Origin of the sequence: Pseudomonas anuradhapurensis, from assembly GCF_014269225.2 — a bacterium.
Taxonomy (GTDB): Bacteria; Pseudomonadota; Gammaproteobacteria; order Pseudomonadales; family Pseudomonadaceae; genus Aquipseudomonas; species Aquipseudomonas anuradhapurensis.
The window spans coordinates 4,522,393-4,538,702 of the sequence record NZ_CP077097.1 but is presented as its reverse complement, the minus strand read 5'-3'; the positions used below and the strand labels follow the sequence as shown (position 1 = coordinate 4,538,702).

At 64.4% G+C, this 16,310-nt stretch carries 18 protein-coding genes; 7 read left to right on the top strand and 11 right to left on the bottom strand.

Annotation, left to right across the window (positions count from 1 at the left end; translation table 11 throughout):
* Position 1 precedes the first annotated feature (1 nt).
* Entirely contained in the window at positions 2 to 493 is a 492-nt protein-coding gene (gene yfiB / locus HU763_RS20830; RefSeq protein ID WP_186685499.1) for an outer membrane lipoprotein YfiB, read from the top strand.
* Positions 494 to 613: 120 nt separating this feature from the next.
* On the opposite strand, the gene HU763_RS20825 is transcribed toward yfiB, so the two are convergent.
* Positions 614 to 1,564, bottom strand: coding sequence for a LysR family transcriptional regulator (locus tag HU763_RS20825; protein WP_170032673.1), 951 nt, complete (start codon positions 1,562 to 1,564; stop codon positions 614 to 616).
* Positions 1,565 to 1,696: 132 nt separating this feature from the next.
* Here HU763_RS20825 and HU763_RS20820 point away from each other — a divergent pair, with 132 nt between their 5' ends.
* The gene (locus HU763_RS20820; protein WP_186685498.1) at positions 1,697 to 3,223 is read left to right on the top strand and encodes a CoA-acylating methylmalonate-semialdehyde dehydrogenase; all 1,527 of its coding nucleotides are present in this window, start codon (positions 1,697 to 1,699) and stop codon (positions 3,221 to 3,223) included.
* A 10-nt stretch (positions 3,224 to 3,233) separates the two neighbouring features.
* Complete coding sequence (mmsB, locus tag HU763_RS20815; RefSeq protein WP_186685497.1) at positions 3,234 to 4,121, top strand: 3-hydroxyisobutyrate dehydrogenase; 888 nt, start codon at positions 3,234 to 3,236, stop codon at positions 4,119 to 4,121.
* 144 nt (positions 4,122 to 4,265) lie between these two features.
* On the opposite strand, the gene HU763_RS20810 is transcribed toward mmsB, so the two are convergent.
* Together HU763_RS20810 and dmeF are read right to left on the bottom strand one after the other, a co-directional pair.
* Positions 4,266 to 4,610 carry a cupin domain-containing protein gene (locus HU763_RS20810; RefSeq protein WP_003258412.1) on the bottom strand — a complete coding sequence of 115 codons (345 nt, stop codon included), beginning with the start codon at positions 4,608 to 4,610 and terminating at the stop codon, positions 4,266 to 4,268.
* A gap of 96 nt (positions 4,611 to 4,706) precedes the next feature.
* Complete coding sequence (gene dmeF, locus HU763_RS20805; RefSeq protein WP_186685496.1) at positions 4,707 to 5,654, bottom strand: CDF family Co(II)/Ni(II) efflux transporter DmeF; 948 nt, start codon at positions 5,652 to 5,654, stop codon at positions 4,707 to 4,709.
* 70 nt (positions 5,655 to 5,724) lie between these two features.
* Here dmeF and HU763_RS20800 point away from each other — a divergent pair, with 70 nt between their 5' ends.
* Positions 5,725 to 6,000 (top strand): metal/formaldehyde-sensitive transcriptional repressor, encoded by a 276-nt coding sequence (locus tag HU763_RS20800; protein WP_170032665.1) that lies wholly within the window; start codon positions 5,725 to 5,727, stop codon positions 5,998 to 6,000.
* 167 nt (positions 6,001 to 6,167) lie between these two features.
* On the opposite strand, the gene HU763_RS20795 is transcribed toward HU763_RS20800, so the two are convergent.
* From HU763_RS20795 to HU763_RS20765, 7 genes are all read right to left on the bottom strand, one after another.
* On the bottom strand, positions 6,168 to 7,100 hold the full coding sequence (locus HU763_RS20795) for a phosphatidate cytidylyltransferase (RefSeq protein ID WP_170032663.1): 933 nt from the start codon (positions 7,098 to 7,100) through the stop codon (positions 6,168 to 6,170).
* A gap of 1 nt (position 7,101) precedes the next feature.
* Positions 7,102 to 7,725, bottom strand: a complete 624-nt coding sequence (locus HU763_RS20790) for a lysophospholipid acyltransferase family protein (RefSeq protein ID WP_170032661.1) — start codon at positions 7,723 to 7,725, stop codon at positions 7,102 to 7,104.
* Between the two features lie 10 nt (positions 7,726 to 7,735).
* Complete coding sequence (locus HU763_RS20785; protein ID WP_186685490.1) at positions 7,736 to 8,167, bottom strand: hypothetical protein; 432 nt, start codon at positions 8,165 to 8,167, stop codon at positions 7,736 to 7,738.
* On the bottom strand, positions 8,164 to 9,612 hold the full coding sequence (locus HU763_RS20780) for a phosphatase PAP2/dual specificity phosphatase family protein (RefSeq protein ID WP_186685488.1): 1,449 nt from the start codon (positions 9,610 to 9,612) through the stop codon (positions 8,164 to 8,166). Before HU763_RS20780 ends, HU763_RS20785 begins: the two co-directional genes overlap by 4 nt.
* On the bottom strand, positions 9,613 to 11,367 hold the full coding sequence (locus HU763_RS20775) for a bifunctional alpha/beta hydrolase/class I SAM-dependent methyltransferase (RefSeq protein ID WP_186685486.1): 1,755 nt from the start codon (positions 11,365 to 11,367) through the stop codon (positions 9,613 to 9,615).
* A gap of 30 nt (positions 11,368 to 11,397) precedes the next feature.
* Positions 11,398 to 12,003, bottom strand: coding sequence for a CDP-alcohol phosphatidyltransferase family protein (locus HU763_RS20770; protein WP_186685521.1), 606 nt, complete (start codon positions 12,001 to 12,003; stop codon positions 11,398 to 11,400).
* A 340-nt stretch (positions 12,004 to 12,343) separates the two neighbouring features.
* On the bottom strand, positions 12,344 to 13,228 hold the full coding sequence (locus tag HU763_RS20765) for a LysR family transcriptional regulator (protein ID WP_186685484.1): 885 nt from the start codon (positions 13,226 to 13,228) through the stop codon (positions 12,344 to 12,346).
* Positions 13,229 to 13,305: 77 nt separating this feature from the next.
* Between HU763_RS20765 and HU763_RS20760 the strand changes: the two genes are divergently transcribed.
* Complete coding sequence (locus tag HU763_RS20760; protein ID WP_186685482.1) at positions 13,306 to 14,070, top strand: sulfite exporter TauE/SafE family protein; 765 nt, start codon at positions 13,306 to 13,308, stop codon at positions 14,068 to 14,070.
* Here HU763_RS20760 and HU763_RS20755 read toward each other — a convergent pair.
* Positions 14,060 to 14,374, bottom strand: coding sequence for a putative quinol monooxygenase (locus tag HU763_RS20755; RefSeq protein WP_170032652.1), 315 nt, complete (start codon positions 14,372 to 14,374; stop codon positions 14,060 to 14,062). The two genes, HU763_RS20760 and HU763_RS20755, sit on opposite strands and share 11 nt — an antisense overlap.
* Positions 14,375 to 14,528: 154 nt before the next feature.
* On the opposite strand from HU763_RS20755, the gene mdaB reads away from it, so the two are divergent.
* The gene (gene mdaB / locus HU763_RS20750) at positions 14,529 to 15,119 is read left to right on the top strand and encodes an NADPH:quinone oxidoreductase MdaB (protein ID WP_186685480.1); all 591 of its coding nucleotides are present in this window, start codon (positions 14,529 to 14,531) and stop codon (positions 15,117 to 15,119) included.
* A 182-nt stretch (positions 15,120 to 15,301) separates the two neighbouring features.
* The gene (locus tag HU763_RS20745; protein ID WP_186685478.1) at positions 15,302 to 16,198 is read left to right on the top strand and encodes a LysR family transcriptional regulator; all 897 of its coding nucleotides are present in this window, start codon (positions 15,302 to 15,304) and stop codon (positions 16,196 to 16,198) included.
* Positions 16,199 to 16,310: the final 112 nt, after the last annotated feature.

The window sequence follows — 16,310 nt, the reverse complement described above, 5'->3', positions numbered from 1 at the left end:
CGTGAAGCAGGCTTTGCGTTTCCCCCTATGGGCCTTGTTGCTGGCGCTGCTGGCCTTGGCTGGCTGCCAGAGCGCGCCGCCCAAAGGCCTGAGCGCCGAACAGGTCGCCGTGCTCAAGCGCGAAGGCTTCACCCCGACCGATGAAGGGTGGGCCTATGACTTGTCGGGCAAGGTGCTGTTCGGCAGCGACCTGGACAGCCTCAACAGCCAGAGCCAGGCGATTGTCGAACGTATCGGCAAGGCATTGCTCGGCGTTGGCATCCAGGGCGTGCGGGTGGACGGGCATGCCGACGCGTCGGGCAAGGCGGCATACAACCAGCAGTTGTCCGAGCGGCGTGCGCAAAGCGTGGCCCAAGCGTTGGTCGCGGTAGGCATGCCGGCGCAGAATATCCACAGTCGCGGCCTGGGCAGCAGCCAGCCGGTGGCGGACAACCGCACCAGCGCCGGGCGTACCGAGAACCGGCGGGTGTCTATCGTCGTGGCTTCCTACTGATTCCCGCCCTACGGTTACAGACCTACTTGCGAGAGCGGGCTACAGGGTGCCTGGCACCGGCTCCGCCGGTGTTTGCGGGCAAGCCCGCTCCCACACTATCGATGATGCGCCCAAGCATGCTCACTCCTGAGCAAAGCGCATCTCGCGCGTCTCGCCCATCAACAACGGCGCATTCGCCTCGGTCACCCCGCGGATGTAATCCCACAGCAGGGTAATCCGCTTCAACTTGCGCAAATCCTCCCGGCAGTACATCCAGAATTGCCGTGTCACCTCGATTTCTTCCGGCAGTACCGTCACCAGTCGTGGATCCTGCGCGGCCAGGAAGCAGGGCAATATCGCCAGCCCTCGCCCTTGCAGCGCCGCCGTGTACTGGGCAATCACGCTGGTACTGCGCAAATGCGCGCTGGCGCTGGGGATCAGGTTGGCCAGGTACAGCAGCTCCGAACTGAACGCCAGGTCGTCCACGTAGCTGATGAACGGGTGCCTGGCCAGGTCCGCGATCTGGCGGATGGGGGCGTGGTTATCGAGGTATTCCCGGGTGGCGTACAGGCGCAAGCGGTAGTCGCACAGCTTGCAGCACACGTACGGCCCATGCTCCGGTCGCTCCAGGGCGATGACGATGTCCGCCTCGCGCTTGGACAGGCTGATGAAGTGCGGCAGCGGCAGTATGTCCACCGAGATTGCCGGGTAGGCATCGACGAAGTGGCTCAGCTGCGGGGTGACGAAGAAACTGCCGAAACCTTCGGTGCAGCCCATGCGCACATGCCCGGACAACGCCACGCCCGACCCGGATACCTGTTCGCAGGCCATGTGCAGCGTGCTCTCGATCGACTCGGCATAGCCCAGCAGGCGCTGGCCTTCGGCGGTGAGGACAAAGCCGTTGGTCCGCGACTTCTCGAACAGCAGGGTGCCGAGTGCCCCCTCCAGCGAGCTGATGCGCCGCGACACCGTGGTGTAGTCGACGCTCAGGCGCTTGGCGGCGCTACTGGCCTTGCGGGTACGGGCCACTTCGAGGAAGAACTTCAGGTCGTCCCAGTTGAGCGCGCTCAGGGATGTGAGGTCTTTTTGCATGATGATCCGGTTTTTTTGTGCGTTCTTGTTGGATGTTTGCACATCTATACTCGAAACAAGCCTCAGGACGCCACCTCGCGTTTGCTCGGCGCTGGCGATCTCGTCCCGACAATAATTCCAAGGAGAACGCAGATGAACGCACCGCAATCCCCTAACCAGACCAAAATCGACCGGGTCAAGCTGCTGATCGACGGCCAGTGGGTCGAGTCCAAGACCTCTGAATGGCGCGATATCGTCAACCCGGCCACCCAGGAAGTGTTGGCGCGCGTACCGTTCGCCACCGCCGAGGAAGTGGACGCCGCCGTGGCTGCTGCCCAGCGTGCCTTCAAGACCTGGCGCGATACCCCGATTGGCGCACGCATGCGCATCATGCTCAAGCTGCAGGCGCTGATCCGCGAACACACCAAGCGTATCGCCCAGGTGCTCAGTGCCGAACAAGGCAAGACCCTGGCCGATGCCGAAGGCGATATCTTCCGCGGCCTGGAAGTGGTCGAGCATGCCGCCTCGATCGGTACCCTGCAGATGGGCGAGTTCGCCGAAAACGTCGCCGCTGGCGTCGATACCTATACCTTGCGCCAGCCCATCGGTGTATGCGCCGGTATCACCCCGTTCAACTTCCCGGCCATGATCCCGCTGTGGATGTTCCCGATGGCCATCGTCTGCGGCAACACCTTTGTGCTCAAGCCGTCCGAGCAGGACCCGCTGTCGACCATGCTGCTGGTCGAGCTGGCGCTGGAAGCCGGCGTACCGGCTGGCGTGCTCAACGTGGTGCACGGTGGCAAGCAAGTGGTGGATGCCATCTGCACCCACCCGGACATCAAGGCGATTTCCTTCGTCGGCTCCACCGAAGTGGGCACCCACGTGTACAACCTGGGCAGCCAGCACGGCAAGCGTGTGCAGTCGATGATGGGCGCCAAGAACCACGCGGTGGTGCTGCCCGATGCCAACCGCACCCAAACCATCAACGCCCTGGTCGGTGCCGCCTTCGGCGCGGCGGGCCAGCGCTGCATGGCCACCTCGGTGGCGGTCCTGGTAGGCAAGGCGCGCGAATGGCTGCCGGACATCAAGGAAGCGGCCAGCAAGCTCAAGGTCAATGCCGGTTGCGAGCCAGGCACCGATGTCGGCCCGGTGGTTTCCAAACGTGCCAAGGAGCGTGTGCTGGGCCTGATCGAAAGCGGCATCAAGGAAGGCGCCAAGCTGGAACTCGATGGCCGTGACGTCAAGGTGCCGGGATATGAGCAAGGCAACTTCGTCGGCCCGACCCTGTTCTCGGGCGTGAAGACCGACATGCAGATCTACACCCAGGAAATCTTCGGCCCGGTACTGGTGACCCTGGAAGTCGACACCCTTGACGAGGCCATCGCCCTGGTCAACGCCAACCCATTCGGCAACGGCACTGGCCTGTTCACCCAGAGCGGCGCGGCAGCGCGCAAGTTCCAGAGCGAAATCGACATCGGCCAGGTAGGTATCAACATTCCGATCCCGGTACCGGTGCCGTTCTTCAGCTTCACCGGCTCCCGTGGCTCCAAGCTCGGCGACCTCGGCCCGTACGGCAAGCAAGTGGTGCAGTTCTACACTCAGACCAAGACCGTCACCGCCCGCTGGTTCGATGACGACAGCGTCAACGACGGTGTGAACACCACCATCAGCCTGCGTTAAGGAGAGCGTCATGCGTATCGCATTCATCGGCCTCGGCAACATGGGCGCACCCATGGCCCGCAACCTGATCAAGGCTGGCCACCAACTGAACCTGTTCGACCTGAACAAGGCCGTGCTGGCCGAGCTCGCCGAACTGGGCGGGCAGATCAGCCCTTCGCCCAAGGACGCGGCGGCCAATAGCGAGCTGGTGATCACCATGCTACCGGCCGCTGCCCATGTACGCAGCGTGTACCTGAACGAAGACGGCGTGCTGGCCGGTATTCGTCCTGGCACGCCAACCGTGGACTGCAGCACCATCGACCCGCAAACCGCGCGCGATGTCTCCAAGGCGGCCGCAGCCAAGGGCGTGGACATGGGGGATGCGCCGGTTTCCGGCGGCACCGGTGGTGCGGCGGCAGGTACCCTGACCTTCATGGTTGGTGCCAGCGCCGAGCTGTTCGCCACCCTCAAGCCGGTACTGGAACAGATGGGCCGCAACATCGTGCATTGCGGTGAAGTCGGCACCGGGCAGATCGCCAAGATCTGCAACAACCTGCTGCTGGGTATCTCGATGGTCGGTGTATCTGAGGCCATGGCCCTGGGCAATGCACTGGGCATCGATACCAAGGTGCTGGCCGGCATCATCAACAGTTCGACCGGGCGTTGCTGGAGTTCGGACACTTACAACCCATGGCCCGGCATCATCGAAACCGCACCGGCGTCGCGGGGCTATACCGGTGGCTTTGGCGCCGAGCTGATGCTCAAGGACCTGGGGCTGGCCACCGAAGCGGCGCGCCAGGCGCACCAACCAGTGATCCTCGGGGCCGTGGCCCAGCAGTTGTACCAGGCCATGAGCCTGCGCGGCGAAGGCGGCAAGGATTTCTCGGCCATCGTCGAGAGTTACCGCAAGAAAGATTGACCAGCGAGGTGGACTTCATCGCGGGCCAGGTGGCCTTCCCTCTGTAACTGCGCACCAGAGGGAAGGGCGCCTGATCCGCGATTTTTTTTGCCTGTCCCGGCCCAATCGCCGGCTTGCGGCGGTTGGGCCGGGACAGTTTACCAATCAGGCGAAGACGAAATACTTGCGCACGGTTTCGACCACTTCCCAGGTGCCTTTCATCCCCGGTTCGATCACGAACACGTCACCTGCCTTGAGGTGCTTCGGCTCTTCGCCTTCCGGGGTGATGATGCAGTAGCCGTCGAGGAAGTGGCAGAACTCCCACTTCTCGTAGTTGACCTCGAACTTGCCCGGGGTGCAGATCCAGGTACCCATGATCTTGCTGCCGTCGGCCGACAGGTAGGCGTTGAGGTTGACGGTGTGCGGATCGCCGCCGATGCGCTTCCACTTGGTGGCGTCCACGACCGGTGTCGGGCAGGTTTCGCGCAGGACGGTGATGAAATCGGACATGGCACAACTCCTGGTGACTGGCTGAATGACTCGTCACCATAGGGCCATCGGCCGAGCCGCAGTTGCCTGGGCTCGACGTCCAGCTGTCTGGTCGCGCTATGCCAGGCGGTTGACCTCGACGGTGACATGCGCCAGTTCCTCGTGCACGCCCAAGGCCTGGCGCACGCTGTCGGCGCTGAGTTCGCAAGCTGCGGCGAGGCCGAGGATGCAGGCGTACTGGTCCTTGCCGACCCGCCACACGTGCAGGTCGGTAATGCTGGCCGGCACCGGCAGCTGTGCCACCACTTCGCGTATTTCCGCCACCACCGGTGCGTCCATCTCCGCGTCCAGCAGTACCCGGCTGGTGTCGCGCAGCAACCCCCGGGCCCACAGCGCCACCAGCAACGCCCCCACCAGGCCCATGACCGGGTCGAGCCAGCCGGCGCCCCAGAACTTGCCGGCCAGCAGGGCGACGATGGCCAGCACCGAGGTGGCGGCATCGGCGACCACATGCAGGTAGGCCGAGCGCAGGTTCAGGTCGTGGTGATGATGACCGTGGTCGTGCTGATGATCGTGGCCATGGTGATGATCATGATGATGGTGGTGATCGTGATCGTCCCGCAGCAGCCAGGCGCAGATCAGGTTGACCGCCAGGCCCACGGCCGCGATGAAGATCGCCTGGTCATAGTGGATCGGCCCCGGTGCCAGCAGGCGCTCGACCGACTGGAAGGCCATCAGCCCCGCCACCCCGAGCAGCAGCAGGGCACTGGAGTAGCCGCCGAGAATCTCGATTTTCCAGGTGCCGAAGGCAAAGCGCCGATCGCCGGCATAGCGCCGGGCAGCGGCGTAGGCCAGCAGTGACAAGCCCAGGGCCAGCGCGTGGGAACTCATGTGCCAACCGTCGGCCAGCAGCGCCATGGAGTTGAAGAACCAGCCGCCGGCAATTTCCGCCACCATCATCACGGCGGTCAGCCACACCGCCAGGCGGGTCTTGCGCTCGGCACCGAGGTTACTGGTATGGAACTGGTGGCTGTGCTGCCAACGGTCTGAGGTTTGTGTCGCCATGGTTTATCATGCTTCCGGAATGTCGAGAAATATACTATACCCCAGTATACCTAGCATGGTGTGAAACCCTATGGCACATACCCTGAAGAGCAAGAAGCAACTGCTGACCCGGGTGCGCAAGATCAAAGGCCAGGCCGCCGCCCTGGAGACGGCGCTGGAGCAGGACAAGGACTGCCTGGCGATCCTGCAGCAGATCGCCGCCGTGCGCGGTGCGGTGAACGGGCTGATGGCCGAAGTGATGGAAGGGCATATCCGCGAACACCTGGTGGCGGACGGGCTGAGCACCGAGGCGCGGCAGGACGAGGCCGACAAGGTGGCGGCGTTGCTGCGTTCGTACCTGAAGTGACTACGCCGGCGTGGCACGACCCTTTGTAGGAGCGGCCTTGTGTCGCGATGGGGCGCGTAGCGGCCCCCGGTTTCAGCTTCGCCGCGAATATTACCGGGGCCGCTTTGCAGCCCTTTCGCGACACAAGGCCGCTCCTACAAGAATGCGTATACCCCTGGGGGGTATGGTCATGCCCACCAATAGCGCACAAAGTGGAAGAACACCGGCGCGGCAAAGCACACCGAGTCCATGCGGTCGAGCATGCCGCCGTGGCCTTCGATCATGTGCCCCCAGTCCTTCACCCCGCGATCACGCTTGATCGCCGACATCACCAGCCCGCCGAAGAAGCCCATGGCGTTCACTGCCAGCGCCATCAGCGCGGCCTGCCAGAAAGTGAACGGCGTGATCCAGCACAGCAGGGCGCCGGTCAGGGTGGCCAGCGCCACGCCACCGGCCAGGCCCTCGACAGTTTTCGACGGCGACAGGTTGGGCGCCACCTTGTGCTTGCCGAACAGCTTGCCGCACACGTACTGCAGCACGTCGCTGATTTGCACCACCAGGATCAGCCAGGCGATCAGCAGCAGGTTGCGGCCTTCGTAGCCGGGGATGTCGAGGGTCATCAGTGCCGGCACCGACGACACGCAGTAGACCGCGATCATCAGCCCCCACTGCACCTTCGAGGCACGCTCGAGAAAGCGTGTGGTGTCGCCACCGAAGCTGGCCAGGATCGGCAACAACAGGAACAGGTACACCGGGATGAAGATACTGAACAGCCCGTACCAGTCCATGGCGATCAGCACGTACTGCACCGGCAGCGCCACGTAGAACGCCGCCACCAGCGCCGGGTAGTCGCTGCGCCGGGTCGGGGTGAGGGTCATGAACTCACGCAGGGCATAGAACGACACGCCATAGAACAGCACGATCACCCCGTACTTGCCGAACAGGAAGGCGATGCCGATCACCAGCACCATGACCCACCAGGCATTGATGCGGGCGTTGAGGTTGTCGATCACCGCGTGTGGTGCCGGGCCGGCGCGCCATTTCAGCAGGCGGCCGATCACACTGGCGAGCAGCAGCAGGGCGCCGATGCCGGCGAACAGCGAAAGGGTGTTGTGGTCCATGTCAGGCATCCTTGGGGGCCAGGTTCAGCAGGGCCTTGCTGGCCCGTTCGAGGAACGCCTGTTTGCTTTCATCAGCCTCCAGGTGCAGCGGTTCGCCAAAGCTCAGCGTGCACAGCAACGGCAGAGGCAAGGCGCGGCCCTTGGGCATCACCCGGTTGAGGTTGGCGATCCATACCGGTACCAGCTCGACGTCGGGATTCGCCGCAGCCAGATGGTACAGCCCACTCCTGAACGGCATCAGCGGCTCATCGCCAAGGTTGCGCGTGCCCTCCGGGAAGAAGATCAGCGAGTCGCCCTGGGCCACGGCTTCGAGAATCGGCTGCAGTGGGCTGCCCTGGCCTTCACTGCGTTGCCGGTTGATCAGCACGCCATTGAACACCTTGCGAATGAGGAAGTCGCGGATACCTGGCCTGGCCCAGTAGTCGGCGCCGGCCACCGGGCGGGTGTGCTTGCGTAGCGGTGCTGGCAATGAGGCCCACAGCAACACGAAATCGCCATGGCTGCTGTGGTTGGCGAAATACAGGCGCTGCACCGGCAGCGGTGTGCAGCCCAGCCACAGGGCGCGGGCGCCAGTGATCAGGCGGGCGGCGGAGGTAATGAGGTAGGCGGTCAGGCTGGCGAGCATGGGGTTGTCGTTATCCCTTCAAAGGCAGTGTCAGCAGGGTAGTCAAGGCCAGTGCCAACTGCAGGCCCAGGCATACGGCCTGGCGGCGCAGCAGGGCCAGTGCAGCCTGGCTGCGGGCAGGCCAGGCGCGCGAGTCGGCGGCGTGCGGTTTGAGTTTCAGTTCGAACAAGGCGCGGTCCAGGGCCTGGGTGTCTGCCGGCAGGTCGGAGCTCTTGACAAGGTGGGCAAACAGGTCGGCATCTACCGCCACGCGGATGGCCCAGTACTTGTGAAGTACGCCCAGTACCAACAGCACGCTGCACAGCAGGCTGGCCAGTGGTGGCAACGGCGCATTCAGCAATGGCGCCAAGCCGTAGGCGAGCGCCAGCAAGGTGAGGCCGTCGGACAGCCGCTCCAGCTGTTTGCCACGGCCCAGCAGGCTGGCCACCAGCAGCAGGATCATGATTGTGCTCCCAGTTGTTGCAGGGCCTGGTGGTGTGCGCGACGCAAGACTATCCCTGGGCGAGCTTTGCCGATCAGCGCTTCGGCCTGCCGAGCGTCGCTGCAGCGGCCGCTGACCACCAGCCAGGCGGCTACGGCGCTGGCGCTGCGCGAGTAGCCCAGGGCACAACAGACCAGCACCGGGCCTTGGGCGCGCAGGCGTTCGATGGCGACGGCGGCCTGGTGCAGCAATGGGCTTTGCGGGGCGATCAGGTCCAGGGTAGGAAAACAGACGTAGTCAACGGCGGACGCGACCTTTGTAGGAGCGGCCTTGTGTCGCGAAAGGGCCGCGAAGCGGCCCCAGGTTTTCAGCTTCGCAGCAGATATTGCCGGGGCCGCTTCGCAGCCCTTTCGCGACACAAGGCCGCTCCTGCAAGAGGCCGCGCTGTCCTGAACATGACACGGTAGCTCCGCGCATAAATCGACCACCGCAGCGAACTGCGCGCCACGCCCGGGAATCCGCCCCAGATAAACCCCATCACACACTTCATCCGCCTGCGGATGCCGCCAGGTCCACAGCCGCGAATTGGCCCAGGCCCCCAGCAGATAAGGCGCCAGCAGCCAGCGGGTAGCATTCGACAAGCGCCCATCGGCACCTTTCTGAAACCCGCCAGCACCGAACAGGCCGTAATTCAACGCCACCAGCGCCAACGACACGGCCGGCCAGGCCAGCCACAGCCAGGCGCCCCCCAAATTCATGGCAAACACGGCGCACAACAGCGCACCCGCGGCATAGCTCAAGGCCAACCGCCAGCGCTTGGCATCCTGCGCAAGGTGGGCCTGCTGCCAGGGCAGCCGGCCCTGGTGTGGCCACAGCCAGACACACAAGAACCCCGCCAGCGCCCCGGTCGGTACGTCGATGAAGTGGTGCTGCCAGGTGGTCAGCACCGATACCCCGATCAGCGTCATCCAGCCATGCATCAGCCAACGCCAGGGCTGGCGCTGCACATGCCGGGCAAACATGGTCCAGATGATCACCAGCAGGGCGATATGCAGCGATGGCGCCTGGTTGAACGGCTTGTCGAACCCCATCAGCACATCGAACATCCAGCCGTACACGCCATCCAGTTCCGGCCGCGCGAAGGTGAAGCGCAGCGGCCAGAGCAGGAAGCAGCTGACGCTGATCACCTGTGCTGTCAGCAGGGCCAGGGCATGCCGGTCCATTTCCTGGCGCGTGCGCGGCAGCAGGAAGGACAGCCCGTAGAGCAGGTCGATCGACCAGTACGGGATGATCGTCCACGGCCACAACGGCATGCGGCTTTCCCAGCCGAACACCAGGCTGCCGACATCATTGCGCCCAACCGTGTGGCTGTTGGCCAGCCCATAGCTGAGGAAAAACAGCGGCCCCAGCAGCAATAGCCAGAATACGCCCCGGCGGACCAGCCCGGGCTCGCGCGATGGCTTCATTCAGCGCACCCGTTGGGCCAGGCTGACACTGAAAATACCCCATTCATCGATGCGCTGGGCCAGCTTGCGGAAGCCCGCTGCCTCGACCAACTGGTCCATTTCGGCCTGGCTGCGCCGGCGCATCACCCAGGCCTCGCCGCCGCGGTGGCTGGTGAGGGCGCGGGCGATCATCTCCAGTTGCGGGTGCCACGGTTGGCCGGTGTAGACCAGGTAGCCGCCATCCTCCACCGCGTCGGCCAGGCCGGCCAGCGAATTGCCCACCAGCTGGTTGCTGGTGAACAGTTCGTACAGGCCGGAGACCACGGCCAAGGTCGGCGGCTGTTCCAGCGTCGCCAGGCTCTGGCGGTCGAAGGCATCGCCCTGGACGAAGCGGGCGATGTCAGCCAGGCCTTTTTCCGCGATCAGCGCGCTGCCTTGCTGCACGTTCAGCTCGCTGTAATCGCGTAGCAGGATCGAGTCCGGCAGTTGCTCCAGCTCCTGCAGGGCTTCGAGGATGTAGCGGCCATGGCCGGCAGCGATATCGACGATGTGCACCGGCCGTTGCTGTTCGCGCAGGCGGGCGATGGCCAGGCGCAGCAACTCTTCGACGTGCAGCTTGCGTTGGCGGATGCCACGCCAGCCGATGGCATCGAGATAGTTGCGATCGACCAGACGGCCCAGCTTGCCCTTGCCGGTCGGCTGGTTGCGGTACACGTAGTCAAGGGTACTGCCCGAGTCGAAACCGGTGTCGAACCCTAGCCTCACGCCTTCCGAAAGCCCCTTGCCCAGGCGCAGCCCGGCGCGGGTGGCGCGCCAGTAGAGGTCGCGGGGCGAGTTGTGCGGTAATGGCGCGGCCAGGCTTTCGGCCTCGGCGCAACTGGCGCCGACCTTGTCGGCATCGAGCAGCGACGGCAGCGGCGCAGGGCTGGCGAAGCAGTGCTCGACGAACCGCTCGATGCGCCGCAGGGCATGGGCCCGGTCACGCTCGCCCAGGGTGTCGTGGAAGAACCCCGGCAGGATGTGCATTTCCTTGCGCGCACTGCCCAGGCGCTCGAAGAAGCGTTGCTGCGGCTGACGCTCGACCACGAAGTCGGCACCGGATACCAGCAGCTGGGTCGGCACCTGGATGGCTTGGGCATCCGCCACCACGCGGTCGGCGGCTTCGTACAGGCCTAGCAGCATGGTCACCGAAATCGGCCGGCTGATCAGCGGGTCGGCCACGTACGACATGACCCGTTCGGGGTCGTGGGTGAGCAGGCGTGGCTTGACGTAGCTGTTGACGAAGAAGTTGCCGCGCAAGGCCTTCAGCAGTTTCAGGCCGGGGCGGGCGAACGGTACATACAGCTTGACCTTGAACGCCGGCGACGCCAGCACCAGGCAGCGCACCTTGGGGGCATAGTCGTGGGCCCAGGTGGCGACCAGCACGGCACCGACACTCTGCGCCAGCACCACCAGGTCCGGCTCGGCGATACCGTGGCGGGCCTGGATATGCTCGATGAAGGTCTGCACATCGCGCACGCTGGTGGCGAACCCCGGGCTGTCGCCGCGTGCTCCCGGGGACTCGCCGTGGCCACGGGCATCCCAGGCGAAGAAGTCATAGCCCGGCATGTCCAGCTCATCGGCCAGGTGGGCCATGCGCCCGCCATGCTCATGGCCGCGGTGGAACATCACCACAGCCCGGCGAGGCTGGTGTTCGTTACGGGTGGCGGGCCAGTGACGGTAATGCAGCTCGACGCCGTCATGGGTACTGAAGTGCAGTGCTTGCGCTTGGCGCATGGTCAACATCCTTTTACGACGGCAGGAGGCTCAACGGGTTTCGGCCAGCCCCTGGCGGACCCGGTTGTAGAGGGTATAGAGCGAGAGTGCGAGGATCACCAGCAACAAGCCGTTGATCCAGGCCCCGGCCAACAGGCCGAAGGCCACGCCGGTGCCCAGTACGCCGAAGGCAAAGGCCCGGTCGCTCTTGCCCATGGGCCCGTCGTAGCGCCGCGAGGCACCGGCCAGCGGGCCCATGACCCCGGCGTACTCACTGAAGGTGGCGCCGAGCACCACGAGCACGACCAAGGCTGGCGATACCCCTGGCAGCAGGGCGAAGGGCAGGTACAGGGCGGCGTCGGCGATCACGTCGCAGAGTTCGTTGAGGTAGGCGCCGAGGGTGGATTGCTGGCCGAACTCCCGGGCAAGCATGCCGTCGATGGCGTTCAGGGCCATGCGCAGCAGCATCCATACCGGTAGGAGGATGAACAGCCAGGCGGAATGATGCCGGGTAACCAGCAGCAGGCCCAGCAGCACTGATACCAGGGCAGCTGCGAGCGTGACCTGGTTGGCGGTGACACCCCGCTCGTGAAGGCGCTGCACCGTGGGGCGGAGCAGGGCCTGGAAGCGCGGCTTGAGCTGGTAGATCGAGGCCACCGTGAAGTCCTTTTCGTTGGGCATTGGGGCGCTATTTTGTGTGAGTCTGCATTGCGGGTAAAGCCGGAAGCCTGGTAGTCCGGTATTGCTCTGATGAAAATGTGGGAAGCCACTGATTCAGGGCTTTCGGCATCTATAGCTTTTCCCCGGGTGGCAGGTTTTCAGCCCTCGCCATCGGGCCAGGCGCTCCAGGATGAGCGTCCGTCCTGGGGGAGGGGGCAGGCAGGCTCTGCCGGCTTGGTGGCGCCGCTCTGCGCGATTCTGGCCGCGCGAGCGGGTGGGCTGGCAGGAGCTAAATCAGGACAATGGCTGGCGGATCTGGGGAAGTTTTGTGTAAGGCTTAATACCCTGCAATGGCAGCGAGCAAGCCCGCCGCATACCCCGGCAATGCCGCAAAATCCCGCGCGCACACCAGCAACCTCCGGTTGGCCCATGGCTCCGCCAGCGCCACCCAGTGCAAGGGCAACATACCCTGCCAGCGCCGCACCGCTGCCAGCGGCACCACCCCCACCCCGGCACCGCCGGCGACCATGCGAATTACCCCGTCGAACCCCTCGGCCCGCACGCGTACCTGCATCCGCCGCCCCTCGCGCAGGGCTTGCTCTTCAAGGTACAAGGCCAACGCACTGCCGGCCCCAAGGCCGACATAGCCGTGCGCCAGGCTATCGCTGAAGCTGGGCGCGAGCGCACTGGCCAGCGGGTGGCCCGGCGGCATCACCAGCACCAGCGGGTCGTCGCGAAAGGGGCGGGTTTGCAGGTGTTCGCAAGGGGCTGCGGTCGAAACGATGCCCAGGTCGGCCATGCCCTGGGTAATTGCCTGTACGATGCGCAGGCTCGGCAGTTCCTGCACATCGACGCTGATACCGGGGTTTTCAGCCAGGTAGCTGGCCAGCAGTTCCGGCAGGTATTCGGTGAGCGCCGCCGTGTTGCACAGCAGGCGCACCTGGCCTTGTTGCCCTTGCGCATACTGGCCGAGGTCGAACTGCAGGCGTTCGACCTGCTGCGCTATCAGCCGGGCATGCCGCAGCAGGGCCTGGCCGGCCGGTGTCGGCTGTACGCCACGGCGATTGCGCTCCAGCAAGGGGATGCCCAACGATGCCTCCATGGCGCGGATGCGCGCACTGGCTGCTGGCAGCGACAGGTGGCTGCGGCTGGCGCCGGCGGTGATGTTGCCGCACTCCAGGGTGTGCTGGAACAGCCTGAGGTCGATCAGGTCGAAATGCATCTGGCTATGTCCTGGCAAGAGTCTGCCTGAGTATATGACAGATTTTCAGCCAGGCCGGCGCGCGCCATCATCGGCTGATGGAAACCTTGCTCGCGTTCTATCAGAACCTTGGCCCAGCCCTCGCATCGCTGGTGGTGATGACCTTTCTGCTGGCCGGCACGGTGAAAGGGGTGATTGGCCTCGGCTTGCCGACCATCGCCATGGGCCTGTTGGGCCTGGCTATGCCTCCGGCGCAGGCTGCCGCGTTGCTGATTGTGCCTTCGACCTTCACCAACCTTTGGCAGCTGGCGAGTGGCGGGCATCTGCGGGCGTTGCTGGTACGTCTGGGGCCGATGCTGGCAATGCTCTTCATCGGTACCTTGCTGGGCAGCGCCTGGTTGGGGATCAACAGCGGCCCGTGGGCCAAACATGCACTGGGCGCGGCCCTGCTGGCCTATGCGCTGTACGGGTTGGTCGGGGCGGGCCTGTGCCTGGCGCCAAGCCGCGAGCGTTGGCTGGGGCCGGCCTGCGGCCTGGTAACCGGCGTGGTAACCGCAGCGACAGGGGTATTCGTGATACCGGCCGTACCCTACCTGCAGAGCCTGGCCTTGAACCGTGAGCAGATGGTCCAGGCCCTGGGCCTGTCGTTCACGGTGTCCACCCTGGCCCTGGCCGTCGGCCTGGCCGGGCAGGATGCCCTGGGTGGCCAGGCCCTGGGGGCCTCGTTGCTGATGCTGGCGCCGGCCTTGCTCGGCATGCTGGCCGGGCAATGGCTGCGCCAGCGCATCAGCGCGCTGCTGTTCAAGCGCTGCTTCTTCTTCGGCCTGGCCGCACTTGGCGGCCATTTGCTCATCAGCGGCTAGCGGACGAGGCGCTGAGCATGTCGATCATCTGGATGTCGAAATCGCGCTCCAGGTAGTCCATGCGCTTGTCGAAGAACGCGGTCATGTGCGGCAGCGCCGAGTGCACATCCAGCGCGGCCTTGTCGGCCCAGACCTCGAAGAACACGAACAGGCTCGGGTCCTGCTTGTCGCGCAGCATGTGGTACTCGATGCAGCCCGGTTCCTGGCGGCTTGGCTCGACGTAGGCGCGGAACAGGGTTTCGAATGCCTCGGCCATTTCCGGACGGGTCTTGGCTTTGAGGATGAAGGCGTACTGCTCAGTCATGGGTCGCTACTCGTTGACGGGAGATGAGGCGATTCTACGGCAATAATGTGCCAGCCATTCGTGACTTGTGGTCAATTGTATTTTGCCCCTGCGCCACTGTATCCCCTACCCGCGAGCCCCTAACCTGCCGACCTGAATTTTTCGCGAGGCTCACATGAAAAAGATCCTTTTGCTCAACGGCGGCAAGCAGTTCGCTCACTCCGATGGCCGTCTCAACACCACCCTGCACGAAGCGGCCGTGGCTCACCTGGACCGCGCCGGTTTCGATGTGCGTCAGACCTTCATCGATGGCGGTTATGACATTCAGGAAGAAGTGCAGAAATTCCTCTGGGCCGATGTAGTGATCTACCAGATGCCAGGCTGGTGGATGGGCGCGCCATGGACCGTGAAGAAATACATCGACGAGGTGTTCACCGCAGGCCATGGCAGCCTGTATGCCAACGATGGCCGTACCCGTTCGGACCACTCGCAGAAGTACGGCAGTGGTGGCCTGGTACACGGCAAGCAGTACATGCTGTCGTTGACCTGGAATGCACCGCAGCAGGCATTCGACGACCCCAGCGATTTCTTCGAGGGCAAGGGTGTGGATGCGGTGTATTTCCCGTTCCACAAGGCCAACCAGTTCCTCGGCATGACTGGCTTGCCGACCTTCCTGGCGGTGGATGTAATGAAGCGCCCGGATGTGCCGACGGCGCTGGCGGCCTATACGGCACACCTGGACAAGGTGTTTGGCAAGGCGCAATAAGTGTTCGACCTGCCTGCCTCTTCGCGGGCTTGCCCGCTCCCACAGGTACTCCACAAGCTTTCAGGCCTGTCTGATCCCTGTGGGAGCGGGCGAGCCCGCGAAAGGGCCGGTACAGGCAGCGCTGGACTTGGCCGCGACAAGCGGCTATCTAGTCCCTGCAGAGAACAACCACAGGCCCCGATGTGAAAACCCGATCCGAAGAGCTCCAGGTATTCGTCACCGTCATCGACTGCGGCTCGATTTCCGCTGCTGCCGAGCAGATGGGCCAGACTCCGTCCGCCGTCAGCCGCACCCTGTCACGCCTGGAAGGCAAACTGGGCACCACCTTGGTCAACCGCACCACCCGGCGCATGGACCTGACTGAAGAGGGCCGCTTTTTCCTCGAACGCTCTCGCCTGATCCTGGAGCAGATGGACGAGATGGAAGAGCGCCTGTCGATGAACCGCCAGACCCCTACCGGGCGTCTGCGCATCAACGCCGCTGCGCCGTTCATGCTGCATGCCATCCTGCCGTGGATCGGCGAGTTCCGCCGCCAATACCCCGGCATTGAACTGGAACTCAACACCGATGACCTGATCATCGACCTGCTCGAGCAGAGTACCGACGTGGCCATCCGCATCGGCGAACTGGCCGACTCCAGCCTGCACGCGCGCAGCCTGGGCTGCAGCCCGGTGCAGGTGCTGGCCAGCCCGGCGTACCTAGAACAGCATGGCACGCCGCTGCGGGTCGAGGACCTGGCCAACCACTGCCTGCTCGGCTTCAGCCAGCCCGAGTCGCTCAACCATTGGCCACTGCGCCATGCCCAGGGGGATCGCTGGAGCATCCGCCCGGCGCTGATCGCCTCCAGCGGCGAGACCTTGCGCCAGCTGGCGCTGGCGGGCGAGGGCATCGTCAGCCTGTCGCACTTCATGACCCACGAAGACATCCGCAGCGGGCGCCTGCAAGTGTTGCTCAGCGAAGCCAACAACGGCTATCGCCAGCCGATCCATGCGGTGTACTACCGCAATACCCAGCTGGCGCTGCGTATCCAGTGCTTCCTTGATTTCATCCAGCGCAAGCTGGCGATGTACGCCTGCTGAGTTGCCTGGACGCGACATATTCTGTCTACAGGCGGCGAAACTTCCTACGATTGTTTGCGCAGTGGAAACGCTTCGGCCTTACTGACTGCTCAACAAAAACAACACCAAGGAA